This window comes from Streptomyces mutabilis, from assembly GCF_014649815.1.
In the GTDB taxonomy this organism is placed as follows: Bacteria; Actinomycetota; Actinomycetes; order Streptomycetales; family Streptomycetaceae; genus Streptomyces; species Streptomyces mutabilis.
Map to the genome: position 1 here is coordinate 295,742 of NZ_BMTT01000006.1, position 20,407 is coordinate 316,148.

Consider the following 20,407-nt stretch of genomic DNA (forward strand, 5'->3'; position numbering starts at 1 on the left):
AGGAGGGTGTGGGATGGGTCAGCAGGAGAAGGTGGCAACGAGCCTCGCGGGCGCCGTCGGCGAGGAGATCAGCGCCTCCCTCGCGCCGGTCGACGCGGAGCTGGAGCGCCGCTACCCCGGAGACCCGGGCACCCGCCAGCCCGTGCACACCGTCTACGTCCCCGGCGACGTCTTCGCCGCCGACACCGTCCGCTCCTGGGGCGACCGCGCGCTCGCCGCCCTCGACGAACACGCCCCCGACGCCGCGTCCTTCGCCGCCGTCCTCGGGCTCACCGACGACCTCGCCGAGCCGGTGTACAGCCGCGTGCGCGCCAAGCTGGAGCGCGAGCCGATCGAAGACCTCCGCGTCGACTTCGAGGACGGCTACGGCAACCGCTCCGACGCCGAGGAGGACGAGGCGGCGGCCCGCGCGGCCCGGCTGATCGCCGAGGCGTACCGACAAGGCACCGCCGCCCCGTACATGGGCATCCGCATGAAGTGCATGGAGGCCCCCGTGCGCGCCCGGGGCATCCGCACCCTCGACGTCTTCCTCAGCGGCCTGATGGAGGCCGGCGGCCTGCCCGACGGACTGGTCCTCACCCTTCCCAAGGTGACGTATCCCGAGCAGGTCACAGCCATGGTCCGGCTCCTGGAGGCCTTCGAAAAGGCGCGCGGCCTGGAGCCCGGCCGGATCGGCTTCGAGATCCAGATCGAGACCAGCCAGTCCATCCTGGCCGCCGACGGCACGGCCGCCGTCGCCCGCATGATCCAGGCCGCCGAGAGCCGCGCCACCGGCCTGCACTACGGCACCTTCGACTACAGCGCCTGCCTCGGCGTCTCCGCGGCGTACCAGGCCAGCGACCACCCGGCCGCCGACCACGCCAAGGCCGTCATGCAGGTCGCCGCCGCCGGCACCGGCGTACGTGTCTCCGACGGCTCCACCAACGTCCTGCCGGTCGGCCCGACCGAGAAGGTCCACGACGCCTGGCGCCTGCACTTCGGCCTCACCCGCCGCGCCCTCGCCCGCGCCTACTACCAGGGCTGGGACATGCACCCCGGTCACATCCCGACCCGGTACGCGGCCGTCTTCGCCTTCTACCGCGAGGGCTTCGAGCAGGCCGCCGCGCGTCTGGCCCGGTACGCCAACCGCACCGGCGGCGACGTGATGGACGAGCCCGCCACCGCCAAGGCCCTCAGCGGCTACCTGCTGCGCGGGCTGGACTGCGGCGCCCTCGACATCGGCGAGGTCGCCCGGCTGACCGGCCTGACCCGCGCCGATCTGGAGGTCTTCTCGGCCCCGCGGCGCGGTGACCTGACGGCATCGGCGCAGTAGGCGGCCAAAGCGCATCGTCCGGCGTCCGGTCGGAGCCCACGTAGCGTTCCAGGCCGGACGCCGTCACCCGCTCCTCCTCGGCGAACAGCCGCGTCCCCCGCTCGCACAACCGCCGGTCGGCCCGCGCCCGCGCGCAGAACTCCTCGGGCGTCACCCCGAACAGCTCCCGCAGCCGGGCCGATCCGCGCAGCAGGTCGGTGCTCGGCGGCCGCTGCTCGCCCCGGGTGCCGTCGCGGGGTCCCGGTGCCGTCGTGCAGGACCCCGTGGTGGTCGACGTAGGCGTACGCGCCGCGCAGCACCGTCGCCCGGCTCGACGCGCACGTCGGGCGAGGGCAACCAGCGCGGTCGAGGTTGCCGGATGCCATCGACACGCCCTCGCTCGCGTCGAACGCGGCGAGCCGCTCGGCGCCGAGCCAGAGCACGAACAGCTCCCGCACGACGCCCGGGACGCGCACCGGCGAGGCGGACAGGCAGCCCATGCGGCTGACATGGGCGGAGACGCCGATGTCCCGGCCGGTGACGTGGGCCCTGACCATCGGGATCGGGGAGTCGACGCCGAACTCCGCCACCTTGTGCCGCAGCCGGCCGGACTGCCGTTAGGCTCCGATCGCCGAAACGGGCACCCGATCCTCGTAACGACAGCCGGTCCCCCTCCACCTCGGACTCCTGTGGCCACGCGCCCGGATACGTCAGCGGCTCGCGCGGCACCCCGTCCAGCCCGAGCACCCGCAGCGTCAGGTCCTCGCCGCCGGTGCCCGTCCCCGCGGGCACGCCGGACGCCGACGCGTCCGTGTCCGCGGCGTCCGTACGGTCGTCCGCCACGGCCGCTCAGTCCGCCGGCGGCACCTCGCCCGAGCCCCGGGTGACCAGCCTGGTCGGCAGTTCGATGCGCTCGGGCGCGAGGAGGGTGCCGTCCAGCTGCCGGAACAGCCTTTCGGCGGCGGTACGGCCGAGGGCCGCGGCGTCCTGGGCGACCACGGTGACGCCCGGCTGGAGCAGGTCGGCCAGCTCGATGTCGTCGAAGCCCACGAGGGCAACACCGCGGTCGTGCTGGGCGAGGACACGGATCACGGTGACCGTCACCCGGTTGTTGCCCGTGAAGATCGCGGTGACCGGATGCGGGTCGGCGAGCATCTCCTCGGCCGCCCGGCGCACCCGCTCGGGGTCGGTGACGCCCAGCGACATCCACGAGTCCTTGACCGGTATCCCGGCGTCCTCCATCGCCGCCTGGTAGCCGCGCAGCCGCTCGGCGGCCGTGTGGATGCGGGGCATGTCGCCGATGAAGCCGATCCTGCGGTGACCGTGCGCGATGAGGTGGGCCACTCCGTCGCGGGCGCCGCCGTAGTTGTCGGACAGCACCACGTCCGCGTCGATCCGCCCCGGCGGACGGTCCACGAACACCGTGGCGACGCCGGCCTTGAGTTCGGGCTCCAGGTAGCGGTGGTCGTCCCCGGCGGGGATCACCACCAGCCCGTCGACGCGCCGTGCGCACAGGGCCAGCACCAGTTCCTGCTCGCGGTCCGGGTCCTCGGCGCTGGACCCGTTGATCAGCAGGGCGCCGTGGGCGCGGGCCACCTCCTCCACGGCACGGCTGAGCGGCCCGTAGAAGGGGTCGGCCAGGTCCTCCAGAACCAGACCGATGCTGGCGGTACGCCCCTTGCGGAGCACCCGCGCGCTGTCGTTGCGCCGGAAGCCGAGCGCGTCGATGGCCTCCTGGACACGCCGCTCGGTCTCCGGGGTGACGCCCGCCTCCCCGTTGACCACCCGGGAGACGGTCTTGAGGCCGACCCCGGCCCGCGCGGCGACGTCCTTCATGGTCGGGCGATTGCCGTAGCGGTTCCCGGGGATGCGGTCTGCGCGGCGGGGCGTGTCGGGCACGATGCGGTGTCCTGTCCTGTCGTCCACGGGAAAGCGTCGGCTCCTGTCGTCCACGGGGATCCCGGTCCGCCACCCGTGGCCACGGTGCTCACGGTGTCACGGGGGATGTACCGGTCGTGCGTTTGTATGAGGATGTGGCGTCGAGCATAGAGCCTGGACAACGTTGTCAGAAGCGGGAGACACTGTCCAACGCACTCTTCGGTCCTCGTCCCCACCGGGGGACCGGTCTGCTGTGCGCTCTCGTGTTCGTGCTCTTTCATTCTTTTTCGGTCCAACGGGGAGATCCGACTCTGATGCACACCAACCTCGTGGCAGCGCTGGACATCGGCGGCACCAAGATCGCCGGAGCGTTGGTGGACGGCCACGGCCGCATCCAGGCACGTGCGCAGCGTGCCACGCCCGCCCGGGAGGACGGCGACACCGTGATGGGGGCCGTGGAGGCCGTGCTCGGGGAGTTGACGGCGTCGCCGCTGTGGGGGCGGGCCACAGCCGTCGGCATCGGGAGCGCGGGCCCGGTGGACGCCTCCGCCGGCACGGTCAGTCCGGTGAACGTGCCGGGCTGGCGCGAGTACCCGCTCGTCCGGCGGGTCCGCGAGGCCGTCGGTGACCTGCCCGTCGAGCTGATCGGCGACGGGGTGGCGATCACGGCGGCGGAGCACTGGCAGGGCGCCGCGCGGGGGCACGACAACGCGCTGTGCATGGTGGTCTCCACCGGTGTGGGCGGCGGTCTCGTCCTGAACGGACGGCCGCACCCCGGCCCGACCGGCAACGCCGGTCACATCGGGCACATCAGCGTGGATCTGGACGGCGATCCCTGCCCGTGCGGTGCGCGCGGCTGCGTGGAACGCATAGCGAGCGGTCCCAACATCGCGCGGCGCGCCCTCGACGCGGGCTGGCGGCCGGGCCCGGACGGCGACACCTCCGCCGCCTCGGTGGCCGCCGCGGCGCGCCGGGGTGACCCCGTCGCCGCGGCCTCCTTCGAACGGGCCGCGCAGGCGCTGGCCGCCGGGATCGCCGCCACCGCGACCCTCGTCGAGATCGACATCGCCGTGGTCGGCGGGGGAGTGGGCAAGGCGGGTGACGTGCTCTTCGCCCCGCTGCGCAAGGCGCTGACCGACTACGCGACCCTGTCCTTCGTGCGGCGCCTGGCGGTCGTGCCCGCCCAGATGGGGACGGACGCGGGCCTGGTGGGCGCGGCCGCGGCGGCCCTCTTCAGGACCGCGGACGCGAGCCCGGCACGGGTTTGAGCCGTGCGCGGCCCCGGGCCGGTCGTACCGTACGCCGGTGCTGCGTGGACTGCCCCGGCCCGGTCGTTGCCGCCGATCCGGTCCCGAGCAGCACGCGTCGGCCCCCTGGGCGCAGGCGCCGGCGAGGCGCGAGGTCGGGTCCTGGCCCGTACGGTCCCGGTCCTGAGTTCCGGTGCCCCGGGGCCGGTCGGTCCGGGCACGGCCGGTTCGCCGCTCCATACCCGTGACCCCCGAGCCCCGGCGCAGTTGAAGCAGGCATGAAGAAGCGCAGCATGCTCGCCATCGCATCCCTGGCCACCGGATTCGTCGTGGCGGCCGTCAGCCCGTCCCACGGCGCCCCGGCCGAACTCCCCCTCGGACTCGACGTGGAGGACACCGTCAGCACAGTCGAGGACACCGTCGCCGTCGACAACCTGCCCGTGGCCGAGGACACGCTCGGGCAGCCGGGCCGCTGAGACGCCTCACCCGGAACACACGGCGCCGGTGCCCCTCCGGGGGCGCCGGCGCCGCTGTCGTACGCCCTCAACTGGGCCTGGTTTCCGTGGCAGGGTGGAGCGGGCAAGCCACAGGGGGCCAAAGAAGAGGGGGACCTGTGACCGTCGTCTGGATCAACGGCGCGTTCGGTGCGGGAAAGACCGCCACCGCACGGGAACTGATCGACCTGATCCCGAACAGCACACTCTTCGACCCCGAGGTCGTCGGCGGGGCACTCGCACACCTGCTGCCGCCCAAACGTCTCGCCGAGGTCGGCGACTTCCAGGACCTGCCGATCTGGCGCCGCCTGGTCATCGACACGGCGGCCGCGATGCTCGCCGAGCTCGGCGGGACCCTCGTGGTTCCCATGACGCTGTTGCGTCAGGAGTACCGGGACGAGATCTTCGGCGGTCTCGCCGCCCGCCGGATCACGGTCCGGCACATCCTGCTCGCCCCGGCGGAAACGATCCTGCGCGAGCGGATAGCGGGCCGCGACATACCCGAGGGCCTGCCCGACGGCGAGATGCGCGTACGGCAGTGGTCGTACGACCACATCGAGCCGTACCGGGCCGCCCTCGCCTCCTGGCTGACCGCCGACGCCCACCCGGTCGACACGGGCGCCCTCACCCCGTACGAGGCCGCCGCCCGGATCGCCGAGGCCGTCGGCACCGGCTCCGTTCCGGCCTGCGACATCGTGCAGACGCCGGAACCCACCGCCGAGACCCTCGCGGCCGGCGTGCTGCTCTTCGACGAGCAGGACCGCGTCCTGCTCGTCGATCCCACCTACAAGCCCGGCTGGGAGTTTCCCGGCGGTGTCGTCGAACCCGGCGAGGCACCCGCCCGTGCCGGGATGCGCGAGGTCGCCGAGGAGACCGGCATCAGTCTCGACGACGTACCCGCGCTGCTCGTCGTCGACTGGGAACGGCCCGCGCCACCCGGCTACGGCGGCCTGCGGCTGCTCTTCGACGGCGGCCGGCTCGACTCCGGCGTCGCCGACCGGGTCCTGCTGCCCGGCCCGGAACTGCGCGGCTGGCGCTTCGTCACCGAGGACGAGGCGGCCGGGCTGCTGCCCCCCGTCCGGTACGAGCGGCTGCGCTGGGCGCTGCGGGCCCGGGAACGCGGGGCGGCCCTCTATCTGGAGGCCGGCACCCCGGTCGGCTGACCTCAGCCGACCGTCCCGTACGTGCGCGCCGAGGCCCGCAGCGCGCGTGCCGCCCCGCCGGTCACCGGGTCCCCGTGCCCGAAACAGGCGACCTCCGCGTCGATGTCCGCCAAGCGCCGGAAGGAATCGACGGCCCGGTCCCGGTCGACGTTGAACACGCCGAGCATCACACCGCCGTCGACCGGTGACGCGGCGACCGCGTCCCCAGTGAACAGCACCCCGTGTCGCGGGAGGTGCACCGCGATACTTCCGTCGGTGTGCCCCGGTGCATGGACCACACGCGCCCCGCCGCCGAAGTCCAGGACGTCGCCGTCCGACACCTCGGTCACCCGCTCCGGCCGGTCGAAGCCGCCCTGTGGAAGCAGCCGCACGGCGTTCTCGTGCAGGGGCCGCTCCCAGTGCTCGAACACGGGCTGCGGGCCCGCGACCTCACCCCGCACGACCGGCGCCTCCACGGCGTGCGCCACCACCGCCGCCCCGGTGAGCGCGGCGACCTCGCGCGCCCCGCCCACGTGGTCCTCGTGGAAGTGGGTGAGGACGACACGCCGTACACGTCCGACGGCACCGGCCGACGCGGCGATGCGCGCGCCGGACCCGGCCGGTCCGGCGTCGATCAGCGTCAGGTCGTCGCCGTCGCGCCACAGATAGGCCTGGCCCAACCGGGAAGCGCAGCAGGTGCAGGCGGGGGAGCAGTTCGATGACGTCCATGGCACGACCGTAGGCAGGGCCCCGCGCGGTGGCGAGGCCCCTTCGCCGACGGCAGAGCGCGAACGGGGCCGGACGGCTCAACTCGCCGCGTAGTTGCGCAGGAACAGCGCTTCCGCGACCGACAGCCGCTCCAGCTCCTCGGGGGACACGCTCTCGTTGACGGCGTGGATCTGCGCCTCCGGCTCGCTCAGGCCGATCAGCAGGATCTCCGCCCGCGGGTACAGCGCCGCCAGGGTGTTGCACAGCGGGATGGAGCCGCCCTGACCGGCGTACTGCATCTCCTGGCCCGGGTACGCCACCGCCATCGCGTCAGCCATGGCCCGGTAGGCCGGGCTGCCGGTGTCGGCGCGGAAGGCCTGGCCCTGGCCGATCTGCTCGACGGCGACCCGCGCACCCCACGGTGTGCGCGACTCCAGGTGGGCCTGGAGCAGCTTGGTGGCCTCGGCGGCGTCCACACCCGGCGGCACCCGCAGGCTGATCAGCGCGCGGGCGCTCGCCTGCACGGACGGGGTGGCGCCGACGACCGGCGGGCAGTCGATGCCGAGCACCGTGACGGCCGGACGCGCCCAGATCCGGTCGGCGACCGCACCCGAACCGATCAGTTCCACGCCGTCCAGCACCCGCGCGTCCCGGCGGAACTGTTCTTCGTCGTAAACCAGGCCCTCCCAGGCGCTGTCCGCCGCCAGGCCGTCGACGGTCGTCGAACCGTCCTCGGCGCGCAGCGAGTCCAGTACGCGGATCAGGGCCGCCAGCGCGTCGGGCGCCGCGCCGCCGAACTGGCCGGAGTGGAGGTTCCCTTCGAGCGTGTCGACCTTCACGCGGACCAGGGTCATGCCGCGCAGCGTCGAGGTGACCGTCGGCAGCCCGGCCCGGAAGTTGCCCGCGTCGCCGATGACGACGGTGTCCGCGGCCAGCAACTCGGGGTGCTGTTCGGCGTACCGCTCGAGACCGCCCGTGCCCTGCTCCTCCGAGCCCTCGGCGATGAACTTGACGTGCACCGGCACGCCGCCGTTCGCTTTCAGCGCGCGCAGCGCGAGCAGGTGCATCAGCACACCGCCCTTGCAGTCGGCGGCGCCGCGCCCGTACCAGCGGCCGTCGCGCTCGGTCAGCTCGAACGGCGGGGTCGCCCAACCGGCCTCGTCGAGCGGCGGCTGCACGTCGTAGTGTGCGTAGAGCAGGACGGTCCTGGCGCCCTCGGGCCCGGGAAGGTACCCGTACACGGACTGCGTGCCGTCCGGGGTGTCCAGCAGGTCCACGTCCTGGAAGCCCTCGGCGCGCAGCGCGGCGGCGATCCAGTTGGCGGCGCCCACGCTCTCGCTGCGCGGGAACTGGTCGAAGTCCGCCACCGATTTGAAGGCCACCAGCGCGGTGAGCTCCTCCTTCGCCCTGGGCATCAGCGAGGAGACGGTCTCGGCGACCGGATTCGACGACATGGGCACGCTCCTTGTAGGTGCGACGTTGTACCGATGAGTACTGGGATTGGTGGGCCGATCCTCCCACAGTGGCCTGCGGCGATGCCCGCCGTAGGATGCGGGGGTCAGGTGCGGCATGCGGTTTGTTGGGAGCAGTAGACCATCGTGAGCAGCGAGAACTCTTCGGCGGACGACACGCGTCAGGTCTGGGACGTGGTCGTGGTGGGCGCGGGACCGGCGGGAGCCTCGGCCGCCTACGCGGCGGCGGTCGCGGGGCGGCGCGTGCTGTTGCTGGAGAAGGCGGAGCTGCCCCGCTACAAGACGTGCGGCGGCGGCATCATCGGTCCCTCGCGCGACACCCTCCCGCCCGGCTTCGAGCTGCCCTTCCGGGACCGCGTGCACGCGGTGACGTTCTCGAACAACGGGCGCTTCACCCGGACCCGGCGCTCCCGTCAGATGCTGTTCGGGCTGATCAACCGGCCCGAGTTCGACCAGCAGATCGTCGAGCACGCCCAGAAGGCGGGTGCCGAGCTGCGCACCGGGGCCACCGTGACGCGGGTGGAGCAGCACGGGTCGGCGGTGCCGGACCGGCGCACGGTCGCCGTCGTCCTCCAGGGCGGCGAGACGCTGCTGGCCCGGGCGGTCGTCGGCGCGGACGGCAGCGCCAGCCGGATAGGCGCGCACGTCGGGGTGAAGCTAGACCAGGTCGACCTCGGCCTGGAGGCGGAGATCCCGGTGCCGGACACGGTCGCCGAGGACTGGAAGGGACGGGTCCTCATCGACTGGGGGCCGATGCCGGGCAGTTACGGCTGGGTCTTCCCCAAGGGCGACACGCTGACTGTCGGTGTGATCTCGGCGCGCGGCGAGGGCGCGGCGACCAAGCGGTACCTGGAGGACTTCGTCGGCCGGCTTGGCCTCGCCGGCTTCGAACCGAGCATCTCCTCGGGCCATCTGACGCGCTGCCGCACCGACGACTCGCCGCTCTCCCGCGGGCGGGTCCTGGTCTGCGGGGACGCGGCGGGGCTCCTGGAGCCGTGGACTCGCGAGGGCATCTCCTTCGCGTTGCGCTCAGGACGGCTCGCGGGGGAGTGGGCGGTGCGGATCGCGGAGGCGCACGACGCCGTGGACGCGCGCAAGCAGGCCCTGAACTACGCCTTCGCCATCAAGGCGGGGCTCGGCGTCGAGATGAGCGTCGGCAAGCGGATGCTGGCGATCTTCGAGCGTCGTCCGGGAATCTTCCACGCGGCCCTGACCGGGTTCCGCCCGGCCTGGAAGGCGTTCAAGGACATCACGCAGGGCTCGACCTCGCTGGGCGAGCTGGTCCGTGCCCACCCGCTGGCCCAGCGCGCGCTGGCGGCGATGGACCGCCGGCCCGCGGGCACGGCGGAGCCGACGGGCGCTGCGGGAGCGCAGACGGGTGCGGGCACACCGGACGCGGGAGGTGCGCGCCCCGCGGATGACGAGGCCGGGACCTGAGCGCCGCCTCGTCCTGACGGGCACCGCTCACGCAGGCCGCGCAGGCCTGGGAGCGGCCGGGGCGTACTTCCCCGGGAGTACGCGCGATCACCACGCGCGAGTGACGTCACTCCCGCCGTGCGGCGTCTAGCGTGGCGGTCATGGACGGACAGCGTGGACACGCGGGCGGGCCGCCGCAGTGGTGGCGGCACGGGCCCCCGTGGTGGCATCGGCGGGTCGACGAGGAGCACCGCCACCGGTGGCCCTGGCGCTCCACGGCACTGCTCACGGCGTTCGTGCTGGCCGGTTCCAACTTCGCCGCCCATTCCCAGGAGGGCGAGCGCGCCGCGCTGGACCCCTTCGCGCGCGTGCTCCTGTTCCTGACGGGCGCGGCGCTCCTGTGGCGGCAGCGGTACCCGGTGGCGGTCGTGTTCGGCACGTCGGCCACCACCCTGGTCTACCTGGCTGCCGGATACCCGTACGGTCCGGTCCTCCTGGCCGTGGCGCTGGCTTGCTTCAGCGCCGTCGTCTCCGGGCACCGCAGGGCCGCGTGGTCGGCCCTGGCGGCGCTGTGGGCGGGACACGTCCTGCTGGTGCACTGGCTGTACCGCTGGCTGCCGCCGTCGTCGGACTCCGCCGCCTCCTGGGGCGGGGAGATCGTCATCGCCCTCTGAGTGGTGGCGATCGTGGCGGTGTCGGAGCTTGCCCGGACCCGGCGCGAGCAGTGGGCGAAGGAGCGGGCCGAGCGGGCGCAGGCGGCCCGGCGGCGCGCGGACGAGGAACGGCTGCGGATCGCCCGCGAGCTGCACGACGTCCTCGCGCACAGCATCTCCGTCATCAACGTCCAGGCGGGCGTCGGACTCGCGCTCCTCGACACCGATCCGGAGCAGGCGCGCACCGCGCTCACCACCATCAAGGCCAAGAGCAAGGAGGCGCTCGGCGAGGTGCGCCAGGTCCTCGACACCCTGCGCGCCCCCGGCGACGCGCCTCGCACTCCCGCCCCCGGGCTCGACAGGCTGTCCGAACTGGTGGAGCAGGCGGCGAGCGCGGGCCTCACCGTCGAGGTCGAGGGCAAGCCGCCGGCGCTGACGCCCGGTACCGACCTCGCCGCGTTCCGCATCGTGCAGGAGGCACTCACCAACGTCGTACGCCACTCCGGTTCGCGGCACGCACGCGTGTGCCTCGCCCGGGAGGGCGGCGCGCTGCGGCTGCGCATCGACGACGACGGACCCGCGACCGGCGCCGAGGCCGGGGGCAGCGGCAACGGGCTGGCCGGAATGCGGGAGCGGGCGGCGGCGCTCGGTGGCACCATCGAGGCGGGTCCGCGCCCCGACGGCGGTTTCCGGGTACGCGCGACCCTGCCCATCGGCGCCGAGCGCGTCACGCATGCCAAGGACGTCGAGAACGCCCGCGACACGCAGGAGGACCGGTGATCCGCGTACTGCTCGCCGACGACCAGTCACTGGTACGGGCCGGCTTCCGGGCGCTGCTGGACGCGCAGCCGGACATCGAGGTGGCCGCGGAGGCCGCGGACGGCGAGGAGGCGGTGCGCGTGATCAGCGAACTGCGCCCCGACGTCGTCCTGATGGACATCCGCATGCCCCTGCTGGACGGCCTGTCCGCGACCCGCAGGATCACCGGTGACGACGCCCTGCGGGACGTGAAGGTGGTCATGCTCACCACCTTCGAACTCGACGAGTACGTCTTCGAGGCGATCCGCTCCGGTTCTCGGGTTTCCTGGTCAAGGACACCGAGCCCGAGGAACTGCTGCGCGCCGTGCGGGCGGTGGTCGCCGGTGACGCACTGCTCTCGCCGGGGGTGACGCGCCGCCTGATCGCCGAGTTCGCGGCCCGCTCCAAGGAACCCGCGGCGGCCGGGCAGCTGGCCGGGCTCACCGAGAGGGAGCGGGAGGTGATGGCCCTGGTCGGCATCGGTCTGTCCAACGAGGAGATCGCCCGGCGCCTGGTCGTCAGCCCGCTCACCGCCAAGACCCACGTCAGCCGCACCATGGTGAAGCTGGGCGCCCGCGATCGGGCCCAACTGGTCGTACTGGCCTACGAGTCAGGACTGGTGCGGCCGGGCTGGCTGGGCTGACCGCCGCGCCCGAAGCGGAGCAGTACGCTTCCCACCCGCACGAAGAACACGACGACGGCCAGCACCGCACCCGCTCGGACGAGCACGCCGCCGGACAGCCCGAAGAGGTAGGCGGGGCCGGCCACGGCCCCGAACAGTACGGCCGCCGCGAACACCCCGCTGCACAGTGCGTAGCCGATCTCCACCGTGATCGCGTCCCGCTCGCCCTGCGCACGCCGTCCCCCGTAGGTCGTCATAGGGGCGAGTCTCCCAGATCGGCCGGCCCGCCCCTGCTCCGCGGCGCGACCGGTTCACTTCCAGGTGATGCCCGACTTCTCGCGCCACAGGGCGGCGAGCGAGGCGTCGCCGGACACCTCGGGGAACGGCCGGCGGTTCCACAGAGCCGGGTAGAGCAGCGCGGCGGGTCCCGCGAGCTCGCAGTCGGCGTCACCGTCGCCCGTCCGCTCGGTCACGGGCGGCTCGGCCGACAGCCGTACGGTCCACACCGCGCCGGGCACGTCCGTCGCCCGCACCCGCAGCGTGCGGGGCTCCGCGCTGCGGACCGCGCTCTTCGGGCGGGCGTGGAAGGCGCACAGCAACTCGTCTATGCCGTCCACCGCGAAGTCCGCTCCGACGGCGGTGGGCCCGCCGCCCCGGGCCGACTCCGCGTCGATGCGGTGCACGGTCGTCTCGTGCGCTTGCCGTCGCGCCCAGAACGCCAGCGGGGACGGCGCGGGCAGGAAGTGCCAGCAGCGCACGTCGGGTGCGGCACCGGTGAGAGTGTCGACCAACCGCATGTGTCCCTCCCGGAACCAGGCCAGCAGGTCGCCGCCGTCGAGGTCGGGCAGGCCGCCGTCGGGCAGGGGGCCGGCATGCCTCTCGGCGACGATCGTCTCGGCCCAGCGGTGCACCGTGCCCGTGTGCCGCAGCAGGTCCCGCACCTGCCAGCCGGGGCAGGTCGGCACCTCGGCGTCGGTGCCCGCCGACTCGGCGGACGTGGCGAGCAACGCGCCCTCGCGGGCCAGGACATCGACGTACGCGGAAGTCTCCATGGCGGTGAGTGTGCCGGATGGAGTGGACTCGATGCCGCCCGTGTTCACATGCCGGCGTGCGCACCGGCCCGGGCGGGGCGGCGCCCGAACGGTCCCGCAGTCAGCCCGCGATGAGTACGTTGTGGACGTCGGTCAGCCTGGGCGCGGCGCGGGGAACCCGGCCGCCTTCGTGGCCGGGACGATGACCGGCAAGTACGCCTCCAGGGCGTGCCTGGAGGTGTGCACGTCCACCACGCGCAAGCCCTCGTCCGTGACGAGGGCCACGTGGCCGAGCAGGATTTCCGCCGTGTGTTCGGAACGAGGGCCGGCGGTGCGCCGGACTGCGTCGTACTGCGCGGCGGTCACCCCGGGTTACTCGATTTCCATCAAGGGGGATTGCGCCCGTTTCACGGCTGTGTGTGGCATCTCGCGCCAGGAGGCGTTCGGCTCAGTCCGGTGCCGCCGCGCGCCGGGTGGCGACCGCGACGAGGACCGCCACCGCCGCGAGCGCCGCCACGCTCGTGAGCGCGGCCGGCAGGGAGAACCATTCGGCCATGAAGCCGATCGCGGGCGGTCCGAGCAGCATGCCGCCGTAGCCCAGGGTCGAGGCGGTGGCGACGCCGGCGGGTCCGCCCAGCGCGCCGGCCCGTTCGACCGCGACCGGGAAGATGTTGGCGAGCCCGAGGCCGGTGATCGCGAAGCCGAACAGCGCCGCCCACACCGAGGGGGCGAGCGAGCCCAGGAGCATGCCGGCCACGGCGGTCGTGCCGCCGGCCACCACCGTGGTGGTCCGGCCCAGGCGCTCCAGCAGGGTGGTGCCGCTCAGCCTGCCGACGGTCATGGCGAGCGCGAAGCAGGAGTAACCGGCCGCCGCGAGGCCCGGTGAGGCGTCGAGGTCCTGTTCCAGGTGCAGCGCGCCCCAGTCGGCCATGGCGCCCTCGCCGTACGCCGTGCACAGGGCGATCACACCCAAGGTGATGACCGGACGGCGGGTCCGGCGGTCGAGCCGGCGCGGGGCACCCCTGTCCCGGGCGGCGCCGTCCGGTGGCACGGCGGGTGCGCAGCGCAGCAGGGCACGGCCCGCGAACAGGGTGACCAGCAGGCCGACCACGGTGAGGGAGAGCAGGTGCCGCGTCGGCGACAGGGGCCCGGCGACCAGCCCGCCGAGCCCCGCGCCGACCATGCCGCCGAGACTGAACGCCGCGTGGAAACTGGGCATGACGGGGCGCCGCAGTGCGGCCACCAGGTCGACGGCGGCGCTGTTGAAGGCGACGTTGATCCCTCCGTAGGCGCTGCCGAAGACCAGCAGCACCAGGCCGAGCGCGAGCGCGGAGTGGGTGAGCGGGGGCAGAGCGACACTGAGGCAGAGCAGGACCGCGCAGGCGACGGTGACGGGGTGGTTGCCGTAACGGCGGCACAGCCGTCCGGTGAGCGTCATGGTGACGACGGCACCGGCGGAGACGCCGAGCAGCGCCATGCCCAGGGCGCCGGCCGAGGCGCCGGTCTGTTCCTTGATGGCGGGGATGCGTACCACCCAGCCGGCGAAGACGAAGCCGTCGAGGGCGAAGAAGGCGGTCAGGGCGGCACGTAGACGGGCGAGGTCGCTGCGGGAGCCCGGCACGGCGCTGTGCGAACGGGATTTGTTTATTTGCGGCACAAAGTCAGGCTAGAGGCGGGGCCGGAGGCGGGCAAGAGACCGTTCGCGGAGACAGCGGCGCAGGTCGGAGCGCTCGACGTCGCATACGCTCGTCACCACCATGAAGAACAACCTCACCCCCCTGGAGCCGAAGGCCGACAAGGCCACGGTCAGACGGCACAACCTCAGCCTCGTCCTGAGGGCCGTGCACGACGCGGGGGAGGCGACCCGGGCCGGTGTCGCCACGCACGTCGGACTGACCCGCGCGGCGGTGTCGTCCCTGGTCGAGCAGTTGCTGGAGTACGGCTTCGTCTCCGAGGGCGGAAAGACGAGCAGCGGTCAGGCGGGACGGCCCGGCACGGTCCTCAGGGTGTCCAGATCGGGCCCGGCGGGGCTCGGTGTCGAGATCAACATCGACTACGTCACCGTGTGCGTCGTCGACCTAGCCGGCACCGACCGGGTCCGGCTCGTCGAGCACGTCGACAACCGCGGGGTCCAGCCCTCCGAGGTGCTGGCGCGCGCGGCCCGGCTGGCGGCGCGCGCCGTCGGCTCGGCGGCCGAGCAGGACCTCGTGCCGGTCGGCGTCCACGTCGCCCTGCCCGGCCTGGTGACCGGCGGCACGGTCCGCCAGGCGCCCAACCTGGGGTGGCAACGCGTCGCGGTCGAGGGCTTGTTCGCCCAGGCGCTGCTCGCCCTGCGCCCGCTCCACCGCCCGCTGCCGGTCAGTTCCGACAACGAGGCCAACGCCGCCGCCCTGGCCGAGCTCTGGTACGGCGCCGGCACCGAGGGCGTGCGCAGCTTCCTCTACCTGACCGGAGAGATCGGCATCGGCGGTGCCCTGGTGCTCAGGGGGGAGTTGCTGCGGGGTGCGCACGGCTTCGCCGGGGAGATCGGCCACATGGTCGTCGACCCGGACGGGCCCCTGTGCCGGTGCGGGGCCCGCGGCTGCCTGGAGCAGTATGCCGGACAGTCCGCGCTCCTCGAGGCGGCCGGTATCGACGCGGGCACGGGCATGCAGGGCGTCGCCGAACTCGAACGCCGCGCCCGGCGGGGCGAGTCGGCCGCCCGGTCGGCGATCGAGCGGGCCGGGCGGCACCTGGGCGTCGTCGTGTCGGGAGCCGTGAACCTCTTCGACCCCGACGCCGTGATGCTCGGCGGCGTCTACCGCGAGCTGATGGACTGGCTGGCCCCCGCCGTCGACCGCGAACTCGCCCGCCGTGTCGTCTCCGGGCTGTGGAGCGAGGACGGGAAGCGGCTGCGGGCCTCCTCGTCACTCGGCGACGCGGCCCGGGGCGCGGCCGGCGTGATCGTCCGGGAGGTGCTGGCCGACCCGGCCGCACACGCCGAGCGGGACGCGGGCTGACGCGGGGGGGCCGGCGCCCCCCCGCGCCCACCGTCACCCGCGGTTCGCGGCGATCATCTCCCGGTACCAGCGGTAGCTGTCCTTCGGTGTGCGCTCCTGCGTGTCGTAGTCGACGCGGACGATGCCGAAGCGCTTGTCGTAGCCGTACGCCCACTCGAAGTTGTCCAGCAGCGACCACACGTAGTACCCGCGCACGTCCACGCCCGCGTCGATCGCCGCCCGCAGCGCCGTGAGGTGGTCGCGCAGGTAGGCGACGCGGTCGGCGTCGTGGACCGCGCCGTCGGCGGCGGGGGTGTCGTCCTCCGCCGAGCCGTTCTCCGTGATGTGGACGGGCGGCAGCGCGTCGCCGTACTGCTTCTTCAGCCGCACCAGCAGCTCCGTGAAGCTGTCCGGGACGACCGGCCAGCCCATCGCCGTCTCACGGACGCCGGGCAGCCGGACCTCCTCGTAGCGGTTGTCGGTCGCCACCCGCCGTGCCGGGTCGCTCTCGCGGTGCGGGGCGTCGGCGACCACGATCGGCCGGTAGTAGTTGACGCCGAGGAAGTCCAGCGGCTGGGAGATCAGCTCCAGGTCGCCGTCGTGCCGGAAGTCCGCCCCGGTGATCAGCTCGCCCCAGGTCTCCTCCTCGGTGGCCGGGTAACGGCCCGCGAGGATCGGCTCGGTCCACACCAGGTTGTGCTGGGTGTCCGCGCGGACCACCGCCGCCAGGTCGGCGGGGGAGTCGGTGGCCGGGAGGTTGCGGTCGAGGTTGAGCGTGATGCCGACCTCGCGCACCCCGGCCGCACGCAGCGCCTTCACCGCCAGACCGTGTCCGACCAGCAGGTGGTGGGCGGCGGCCAGCGCGGGCCGGCCCTCCTTGGCGCCCGGCGCGTGCCGGCCCACCGAGTAGCCGAGGAAGGCGCTGCACCACGGCTCGTTGAGGGTGATCCAGCGCGGCACCCGGTCGCCCAGGTGCTCGGCGACCTGGGCCGTGTACTCGGCGAACCGCTCCGCCGTCTCCCGCACCCGCCAGCCGCCCCGGTCCTCCAGGGCCTGCGGCAGGTCCCAGTGGTAGAGGGTGGCGGCCGGCTCGATGCCCACCGCGAGCAGTTCGTCGACCAGACGGGAGTAGAAGTCCAGGCCCTTCGGATTCACCGCGCCCGAGCCGTCCGGCACGATGCGCGGCCAGGCGATCGAGAAGCGGTAGGAGTCCACGCCCAGGTCGCGCAGCAGCGCCACGTCCTGGCGGTAGCGGTGGTAGTGGTCACAGGCCACGTCACCGGTGTCGCCGTTCACGACCAGGCCGGGCGTGTGGCTGTAGGTGTCCCAGATCGACGGACCGCGGCCGTCCTCCCGGGCCGCGCCCTCGATCTGGTACGAGGCGGTCGCGGCACCGAAGACGAAACCGGGCGGGAAACCGGGGTACTCACTCATGCTGTGCTGTTCAACTCCTGTGCGAGGGTGGTTATTTGACGGAACCGCCGGTGATCCCGGCGGCGATGTACCTCTGGGCGAGGACGAGCAGGATCGCCGCCGGCACCGCGGAGAGCACGGAGGCGGCCATCACCGAGCCCCAGTCGCCGACGTGCGCGCCGATGTACTGGTAGATACCCAGCGTGATGGGCTTCACGTCGTCGGTCGTGTTCAGGGTGAGCGCGAACATGAAGTCGCTCCACGAGAACAGGAACGCGAACAGCCCCGACGTGATCAGCGAGTTGCGGCTCATCGGCAGCACCACCCGCACGAACGTCCGCACCGGCCCGGCCCCGTCGATCTGCGCGGCCTCGATCACCTCGCCCGGGATCGACACCATGAAGGAGCGCATCAGCACGATCGAGAACGGGATGCCCAGGGAGGCGTCCGCCAGCATCAGGCCGAAGTAGGAGTTGACCAGGCCCAGGTCGACGTAGGAGTTGTAGAGCGCGTTGGCGATGACGATGCCCGGCACCATCTGGGTGATCAGCGTGCCGAACACGATGGTGCGCGAGCCGCGCAGCCCGAAGCGCGCCAGCCCGTACGCCGCCGGCGCCGAGACGAGCAGGCAGATCGCGACCGCGCCGAGCGACACCGCCAACGAGGTCAGCAGGTTCCCGCCCTGGTCGCTGATGGCCTTGGAGAAACCGGACAGGTCCAGGCTGCCCGGCAACGGGTCGACCTGGAGCAGCCCCGACTCGGGCTGGAGCGCGGTGTTGAGCATCCAGTACAGCGGGAACAGCATCACGGCGAGGACGAGCACACCGGCGACGGTGGAGCCCCAGCGGCGCCGGGACGCGGTGGGCGTGTGGGTGGCCATCGTCGGTCACTTCCCCTCGGTGCGGTTGGCCCGCAGGTAGAACACCGCGAACACGGCGGAGATCAGGATGAGCACGTTGCCGACCACGGCACCCGCGCCGAAGTCCAGTTGGACGAAGGAGTTCTGGTAGGTGAGCGTGCCCAGCGTCTGGGTGGCGTCGGCCGGGCCGCCGTCGGTGAGGGCCAGGATCAGGTCGAGGATCTTGACCGTCGACATGAAGCCGAGCACGAGCACGACCGTGATGACCGGCTTGAGCACCGGCAGGGTGACCGAGCGGAAGGTGCGCCACGCCGAGGCGCCGTCCAGCGCGGCGGCCTCGTGCAGCTCCTTCGGGATTTCCTGGAGACCGCCGTAGAGGATGACCATGTTGAACGGGATGCCGATCCAGACGTTCACCAGGATCACCGACAGCAGGGCCATTTCGGGGCTGGTCAGCCAGGGGGTGTGGCCGCCGACGCCGATGGTGTCCAGGAACGAGTTCAGCACACCCGTGTCCTGGTCGAGGATGCGCCGCCAGACGATGCCGGACACCACCATGGGCACCAGCCAGGGCAGCAGGATCAGCGAGCGCAGCACCCCGTTCAGCGGGAACCGGCGGCTGAAGAAGACCGCGAGCGCCATGCCGATGCAGAACTGCCCGAGCAGTGATCCCGCGGTGAACACGAGGGTGTGCCACAGAGCTTTGCCGAACAGGGCGTCCTGGAAGACGTTCGACCAGTTGTCGGTGCCGCTGAAGGGCGCCTCACCGGTGAAGAAGGTCTTCGGAGTGTAGTGCTGGAAGCTCATCACGACGTTGCGGACCAGCGGGTAGCCGAAGAAGAGCAGCATGAAGACGACGGCGGGGGCGACGAACCCCCACTGGGCGAGCCGACGCCGGCGCGCGATCCGGGCGGGGTCGGGAGCCGCGGCCGGCGTGGACGCCTTCTCGGGCGTCCGGGGGGTGACGGTGGACGTGGTCATGGGCGCGTACCTCAGTTCCCGCTCGTGGCCCGCTGCTGGGCGCGCTTCAGGGCGGTATCGCTGGACTGGCCGGTCAGGGCGGACTGGAAGGCGCTCTGCAGGGCGAGCGACACGCTCGACCAGCCGGCGCCGAGCTTCCCCGTCCGGGACCGGGCGACGGCCACCTGGTCGGCCAGGGAGTCCAGCTCCGGCACCCGCTCGCGCCAGACGGCGGCGGCCTCGGCGTTGGCCGGGACCATCCAGCTGTTGAGCGCGTAGGTCAGCTGCTCCCGCTCGCTCGAGAGACAGGCGACGATCTTCCCGGCCGTCCGCTCCCGAGCCTCGTCACCGGTGTTGGGCACGGTGAGCACCGCGCCGCCCAGCGGACCCACCGAGTCCGCGCCGGCCTCGGGCACCGGGATCGGCGCGATGCCCCAGTGCAGCGACTCGTCGGTGTTGAGGGTCTCCACCTGCCACGGACCGTTGATCATCATCGCCGCGTTGCCGGCCATGAACTGGTCGTTGACATCCGCCTGCGTCCAGTTGACCGTCGACTTCGACAGCGAGCCGTCCCCGAGCAGGTCCTTCCAGTAGTCCAGCGCCTCCACGACTCGCGGACTGTCCAGGTCGGTCTCGTCACCGCCGTTGGACCACATGAACGGCAGGAACTGGAAGACGCCGTCCTCCGCGCCGCCCGCGCTCAGCGCCACGCCGTACCGCTTGCCCTGGGTGAGCTCCTTCGCGGTCTCCCTCAGCTCGGCCCAGGTGGTGGGCACCTCGACGCCGGCCTCGTCGAGCACGTCCTTGTTGTAGAAGAGCGCGAGCGTGTTCACCGACCGGGCGGCGCCGTAGTAGGTCCCTCGGTACGAGCCGAAGTCGACGATGCCGTCGGGGATGTCGTCGGTGCTCAGGCCGAGGGACCTCAGGTCGGTCAGGCCGCCGGCGTCGGCGAAGGTCGGCATCTCGGACGCGTCGAACTGCACGATGTCGGGCAGCGACTTGGACGACGCCATGCGCAGCGCCTTCGTCATCACCTGCGCGGCCGGGACGCTCTGCTGCTCGATGGTGATGCCCAACCGCTTGCCGCACCGGGCCATCGCCTCCGCGTCCCAGCGATGGTAGGACTCGTCGGTCGAGGAGTTCAACACGGTGTACACGTCGGTGTCCCGCTGCTGTCCGCAGCCGGTGAGCGCGGCCCCGGCTACCAGGACACAGACGGCGGCGACCGGGGCGACGACTCTGCGTGAGCGTCCCCGCCCGTGTCGCCCGGCGGCAGGAGGGTGAGCTGTCAAGGCGAGCGAGGTGAAGCGCTTCGACATGGTGCGGCCCTTGCTGTCGTACCGTCCGGCTTCCTCGCCGGACCGTTTTGTTTGATGTGATGACTAATACGTCAAGGACGCGCTGTCGCGCTAGAGGAAAGTGGCCCCGGTCTCTCCACTTCGTGG

At 72.8% G+C, this 20,407-nt stretch carries 16 protein-coding genes and 4 pseudogenes; 8 read left to right on the top strand and 12 right to left on the bottom strand.

The genetic code is table 11. From position 1 onward, the window contains the following. The first annotated feature begins 13 nt into the window (after positions 1–13). Positions 14–1,312, top strand: coding sequence for a DUF6986 family protein (locus IE142_RS16235; RefSeq protein ID WP_191886429.1), 1,299 nt, complete (start codon positions 14–16; stop codon positions 1,310–1,312). Here the strand turns inward: IE142_RS16235 and IE142_RS38760 are convergent. Together IE142_RS38760 and IE142_RS16240 are read right to left on the bottom strand one after the other, a co-directional pair. Next, positions 1,296–2,050: pseudogene (locus IE142_RS38760) on the bottom strand (hypothetical protein); the annotation flags it as partial. The gene IE142_RS16235 and the pseudogene IE142_RS38760 sit on opposite strands and share 17 nt — an antisense overlap. A gap of 90 nt (positions 2,051–2,140) precedes the next feature. After that, positions 2,141–3,217, bottom strand: coding sequence for a LacI family DNA-binding transcriptional regulator (locus IE142_RS16240; protein ID WP_191886430.1), 1,077 nt, complete (start codon positions 3,215–3,217; stop codon positions 2,141–2,143). 266 nt (positions 3,218–3,483) lie between these two features. On the opposite strand from IE142_RS16240, the gene IE142_RS16245 reads away from it, so the two are divergent. From IE142_RS16245 to IE142_RS16255, 3 genes are all read left to right on the top strand, one after another. Continuing rightward, positions 3,484–4,437, top strand: a complete 954-nt coding sequence (locus tag IE142_RS16245) for an ROK family protein (protein WP_191886431.1) — start codon at positions 3,484–3,486, stop codon at positions 4,435–4,437. A gap of 257 nt (positions 4,438–4,694) precedes the next feature. Further along, positions 4,695–4,892, top strand: a complete 198-nt coding sequence (locus IE142_RS16250; RefSeq protein WP_191886432.1) for a hypothetical protein — start codon at positions 4,695–4,697, stop codon at positions 4,890–4,892. Between the two features lie 137 nt (positions 4,893–5,029). Beyond that, complete coding sequence (locus IE142_RS16255; protein ID WP_191886433.1) at positions 5,030–6,073, top strand: NUDIX hydrolase; 1,044 nt, start codon at positions 5,030–5,032, stop codon at positions 6,071–6,073. Between the two features lie 2 nt (positions 6,074–6,075). Here the strand turns inward: IE142_RS16255 and IE142_RS16260 are convergent. Together IE142_RS16260 and IE142_RS16265 are read right to left on the bottom strand one after the other, a co-directional pair. Further along, positions 6,076–6,781 (bottom strand): annotated as a pseudogene (locus tag IE142_RS16260) (MBL fold metallo-hydrolase). Positions 6,782–6,858: 77 nt separating this feature from the next. Continuing rightward, a complete protein-coding gene (locus IE142_RS16265; RefSeq protein ID WP_191886434.1) occupies positions 6,859–8,214 on the bottom strand; it encodes a dipeptidase in 1,356 nt (451 codons plus the stop codon). Between the two features lie 144 nt (positions 8,215–8,358). Here IE142_RS16265 and IE142_RS16270 point away from each other — a divergent pair, with 144 nt between their 5' ends. The 3 genes and pseudogenes from IE142_RS16270 to IE142_RS16280 all read left to right on the top strand — a co-directional run bounded on the left by IE142_RS16270 (position 8,359) and on the right by IE142_RS16280 (position 11,742). Continuing rightward, positions 8,359–9,669 (top strand): geranylgeranyl reductase family protein, encoded by a 1,311-nt coding sequence (locus tag IE142_RS16270; protein WP_191886435.1) that lies wholly within the window; start codon positions 8,359–8,361, stop codon positions 9,667–9,669. Positions 9,670–9,809: 140 nt separating this feature from the next. Then, positions 9,810–11,081, top strand: a pseudogene (locus tag IE142_RS16275) (sensor histidine kinase). Continuing rightward, a pseudogene (locus tag IE142_RS16280) lies at positions 11,078–11,742 on the top strand (response regulator). Before IE142_RS16275 ends, IE142_RS16280 begins: the two co-directional pseudogenes overlap by 4 nt. Here the strand turns inward: IE142_RS16280 and IE142_RS16285 are convergent. From IE142_RS16285 to IE142_RS16300, 4 genes are all read right to left on the bottom strand, one after another. Beyond that, positions 11,703–11,978, bottom strand: coding sequence for a DUF6332 family protein (locus tag IE142_RS16285; RefSeq protein ID WP_191886436.1), 276 nt, complete (start codon positions 11,976–11,978; stop codon positions 11,703–11,705). The pseudogene IE142_RS16280 and the gene IE142_RS16285 sit on opposite strands and share 40 nt — an antisense overlap. Before the next feature lie 54 nt (positions 11,979–12,032). Next, the gene (locus tag IE142_RS16290) at positions 12,033–12,773 is read right to left on the bottom strand and encodes a maleylpyruvate isomerase family mycothiol-dependent enzyme (RefSeq protein WP_191886437.1); all 741 of its coding nucleotides are present in this window, start codon (positions 12,771–12,773) and stop codon (positions 12,033–12,035) included. A 132-nt stretch (positions 12,774–12,905) separates the two neighbouring features. Then, the gene (locus IE142_RS16295) at positions 12,906–13,118 is read right to left on the bottom strand and encodes a hypothetical protein (RefSeq protein ID WP_191886438.1); all 213 of its coding nucleotides are present in this window, start codon (positions 13,116–13,118) and stop codon (positions 12,906–12,908) included. Positions 13,119–13,200: 82 nt separating this feature from the next. Beyond that, complete coding sequence (locus tag IE142_RS16300; RefSeq protein ID WP_191886487.1) at positions 13,201–14,373, bottom strand: MFS transporter; 1,173 nt, start codon at positions 14,371–14,373, stop codon at positions 13,201–13,203. Positions 14,374–14,509: 136 nt separating this feature from the next. Here IE142_RS16300 and IE142_RS16305 point away from each other — a divergent pair, with 136 nt between their 5' ends. Continuing rightward, the gene (locus IE142_RS16305) at positions 14,510–15,751 is read left to right on the top strand and encodes an ROK family protein (protein ID WP_191886439.1); all 1,242 of its coding nucleotides are present in this window, start codon (positions 14,510–14,512) and stop codon (positions 15,749–15,751) included. A 33-nt stretch (positions 15,752–15,784) separates the two neighbouring features. On the opposite strand, the gene IE142_RS16310 is transcribed toward IE142_RS16305, so the two are convergent. The 4 genes from IE142_RS16310 to IE142_RS16325 are packed head-to-tail and all read right to left on the bottom strand — an operon-like array spanning position 15,785 to position 20,281. Continuing rightward, positions 15,785–17,164, bottom strand: a complete 1,380-nt coding sequence (locus IE142_RS16310; protein ID WP_191886440.1) for a GH1 family beta-glucosidase — start codon at positions 17,162–17,164, stop codon at positions 15,785–15,787. Positions 17,165–17,195: 31 nt separating this feature from the next. After that, positions 17,196–18,023 (bottom strand): carbohydrate ABC transporter permease, encoded by an 828-nt coding sequence (locus IE142_RS16315; protein ID WP_191886441.1) that lies wholly within the window; start codon positions 18,021–18,023, stop codon positions 17,196–17,198. A 6-nt stretch (positions 18,024–18,029) separates the two neighbouring features. Next, positions 18,030–18,983 (bottom strand): carbohydrate ABC transporter permease, encoded by a 954-nt coding sequence (locus IE142_RS16320; protein ID WP_191886442.1) that lies wholly within the window; start codon positions 18,981–18,983, stop codon positions 18,030–18,032. An 11-nt stretch (positions 18,984–18,994) separates the two neighbouring features. Next, positions 18,995–20,281, bottom strand: a complete 1,287-nt coding sequence (locus tag IE142_RS16325; RefSeq protein ID WP_191886443.1) for an ABC transporter substrate-binding protein — start codon at positions 20,279–20,281, stop codon at positions 18,995–18,997. Positions 20,282–20,407: the final 126 nt, after the last annotated feature.

Coding starts and splice junctions, on each gene's coding strand:
- IE142_RS16320 (WP_191886442.1), bottom strand. CDS start 18,983: ATGACCACGTCCACCGTCACCCCCCGGACGCCCGAGAAGGCGTCCACG.
- IE142_RS16310 (WP_191886440.1), bottom strand. CDS start 17,164: ATGAGTGAGTACCCCGGTTTCCCGCCCGGTTTCGTCTTCGGTGCCGCG.
- IE142_RS16325 (WP_191886443.1), bottom strand. CDS start 20,281: ATGTCGAAGCGCTTCACCTCGCTCGCCTTGACAGCTCACCCTCCTGCC.
- IE142_RS16250 (WP_191886432.1), top strand. CDS start 4,695: ATGAAGAAGCGCAGCATGCTCGCCATCGCATCCCTGGCCACCGGATTC.
- IE142_RS16265 (WP_191886434.1), bottom strand. CDS start 8,214: ATGTCGTCGAATCCGGTCGCCGAGACCGTCTCCTCGCTGATGCCCAGG.
- IE142_RS16315 (WP_191886441.1), bottom strand. CDS start 18,023: ATGGCCACCCACACGCCCACCGCGTCCCGGCGCCGCTGGGGCTCCACC.
- IE142_RS16285 (WP_191886436.1), bottom strand. CDS start 11,978: ATGACGACCTACGGGGGACGGCGTGCGCAGGGCGAGCGGGACGCGATC.
- IE142_RS16235 (WP_191886429.1), top strand. CDS start 14: ATGGGTCAGCAGGAGAAGGTGGCAACGAGCCTCGCGGGCGCCGTCGGC.
- IE142_RS16290 (WP_191886437.1), bottom strand. CDS start 12,773: ATGGAGACTTCCGCGTACGTCGATGTCCTGGCCCGCGAGGGCGCGTTG.
- IE142_RS16245 (WP_191886431.1), top strand. CDS start 3,484: ATGCACACCAACCTCGTGGCAGCGCTGGACATCGGCGGCACCAAGATC.
- IE142_RS16305 (WP_191886439.1), top strand. CDS start 14,510: ATGAAGAACAACCTCACCCCCCTGGAGCCGAAGGCCGACAAGGCCACG.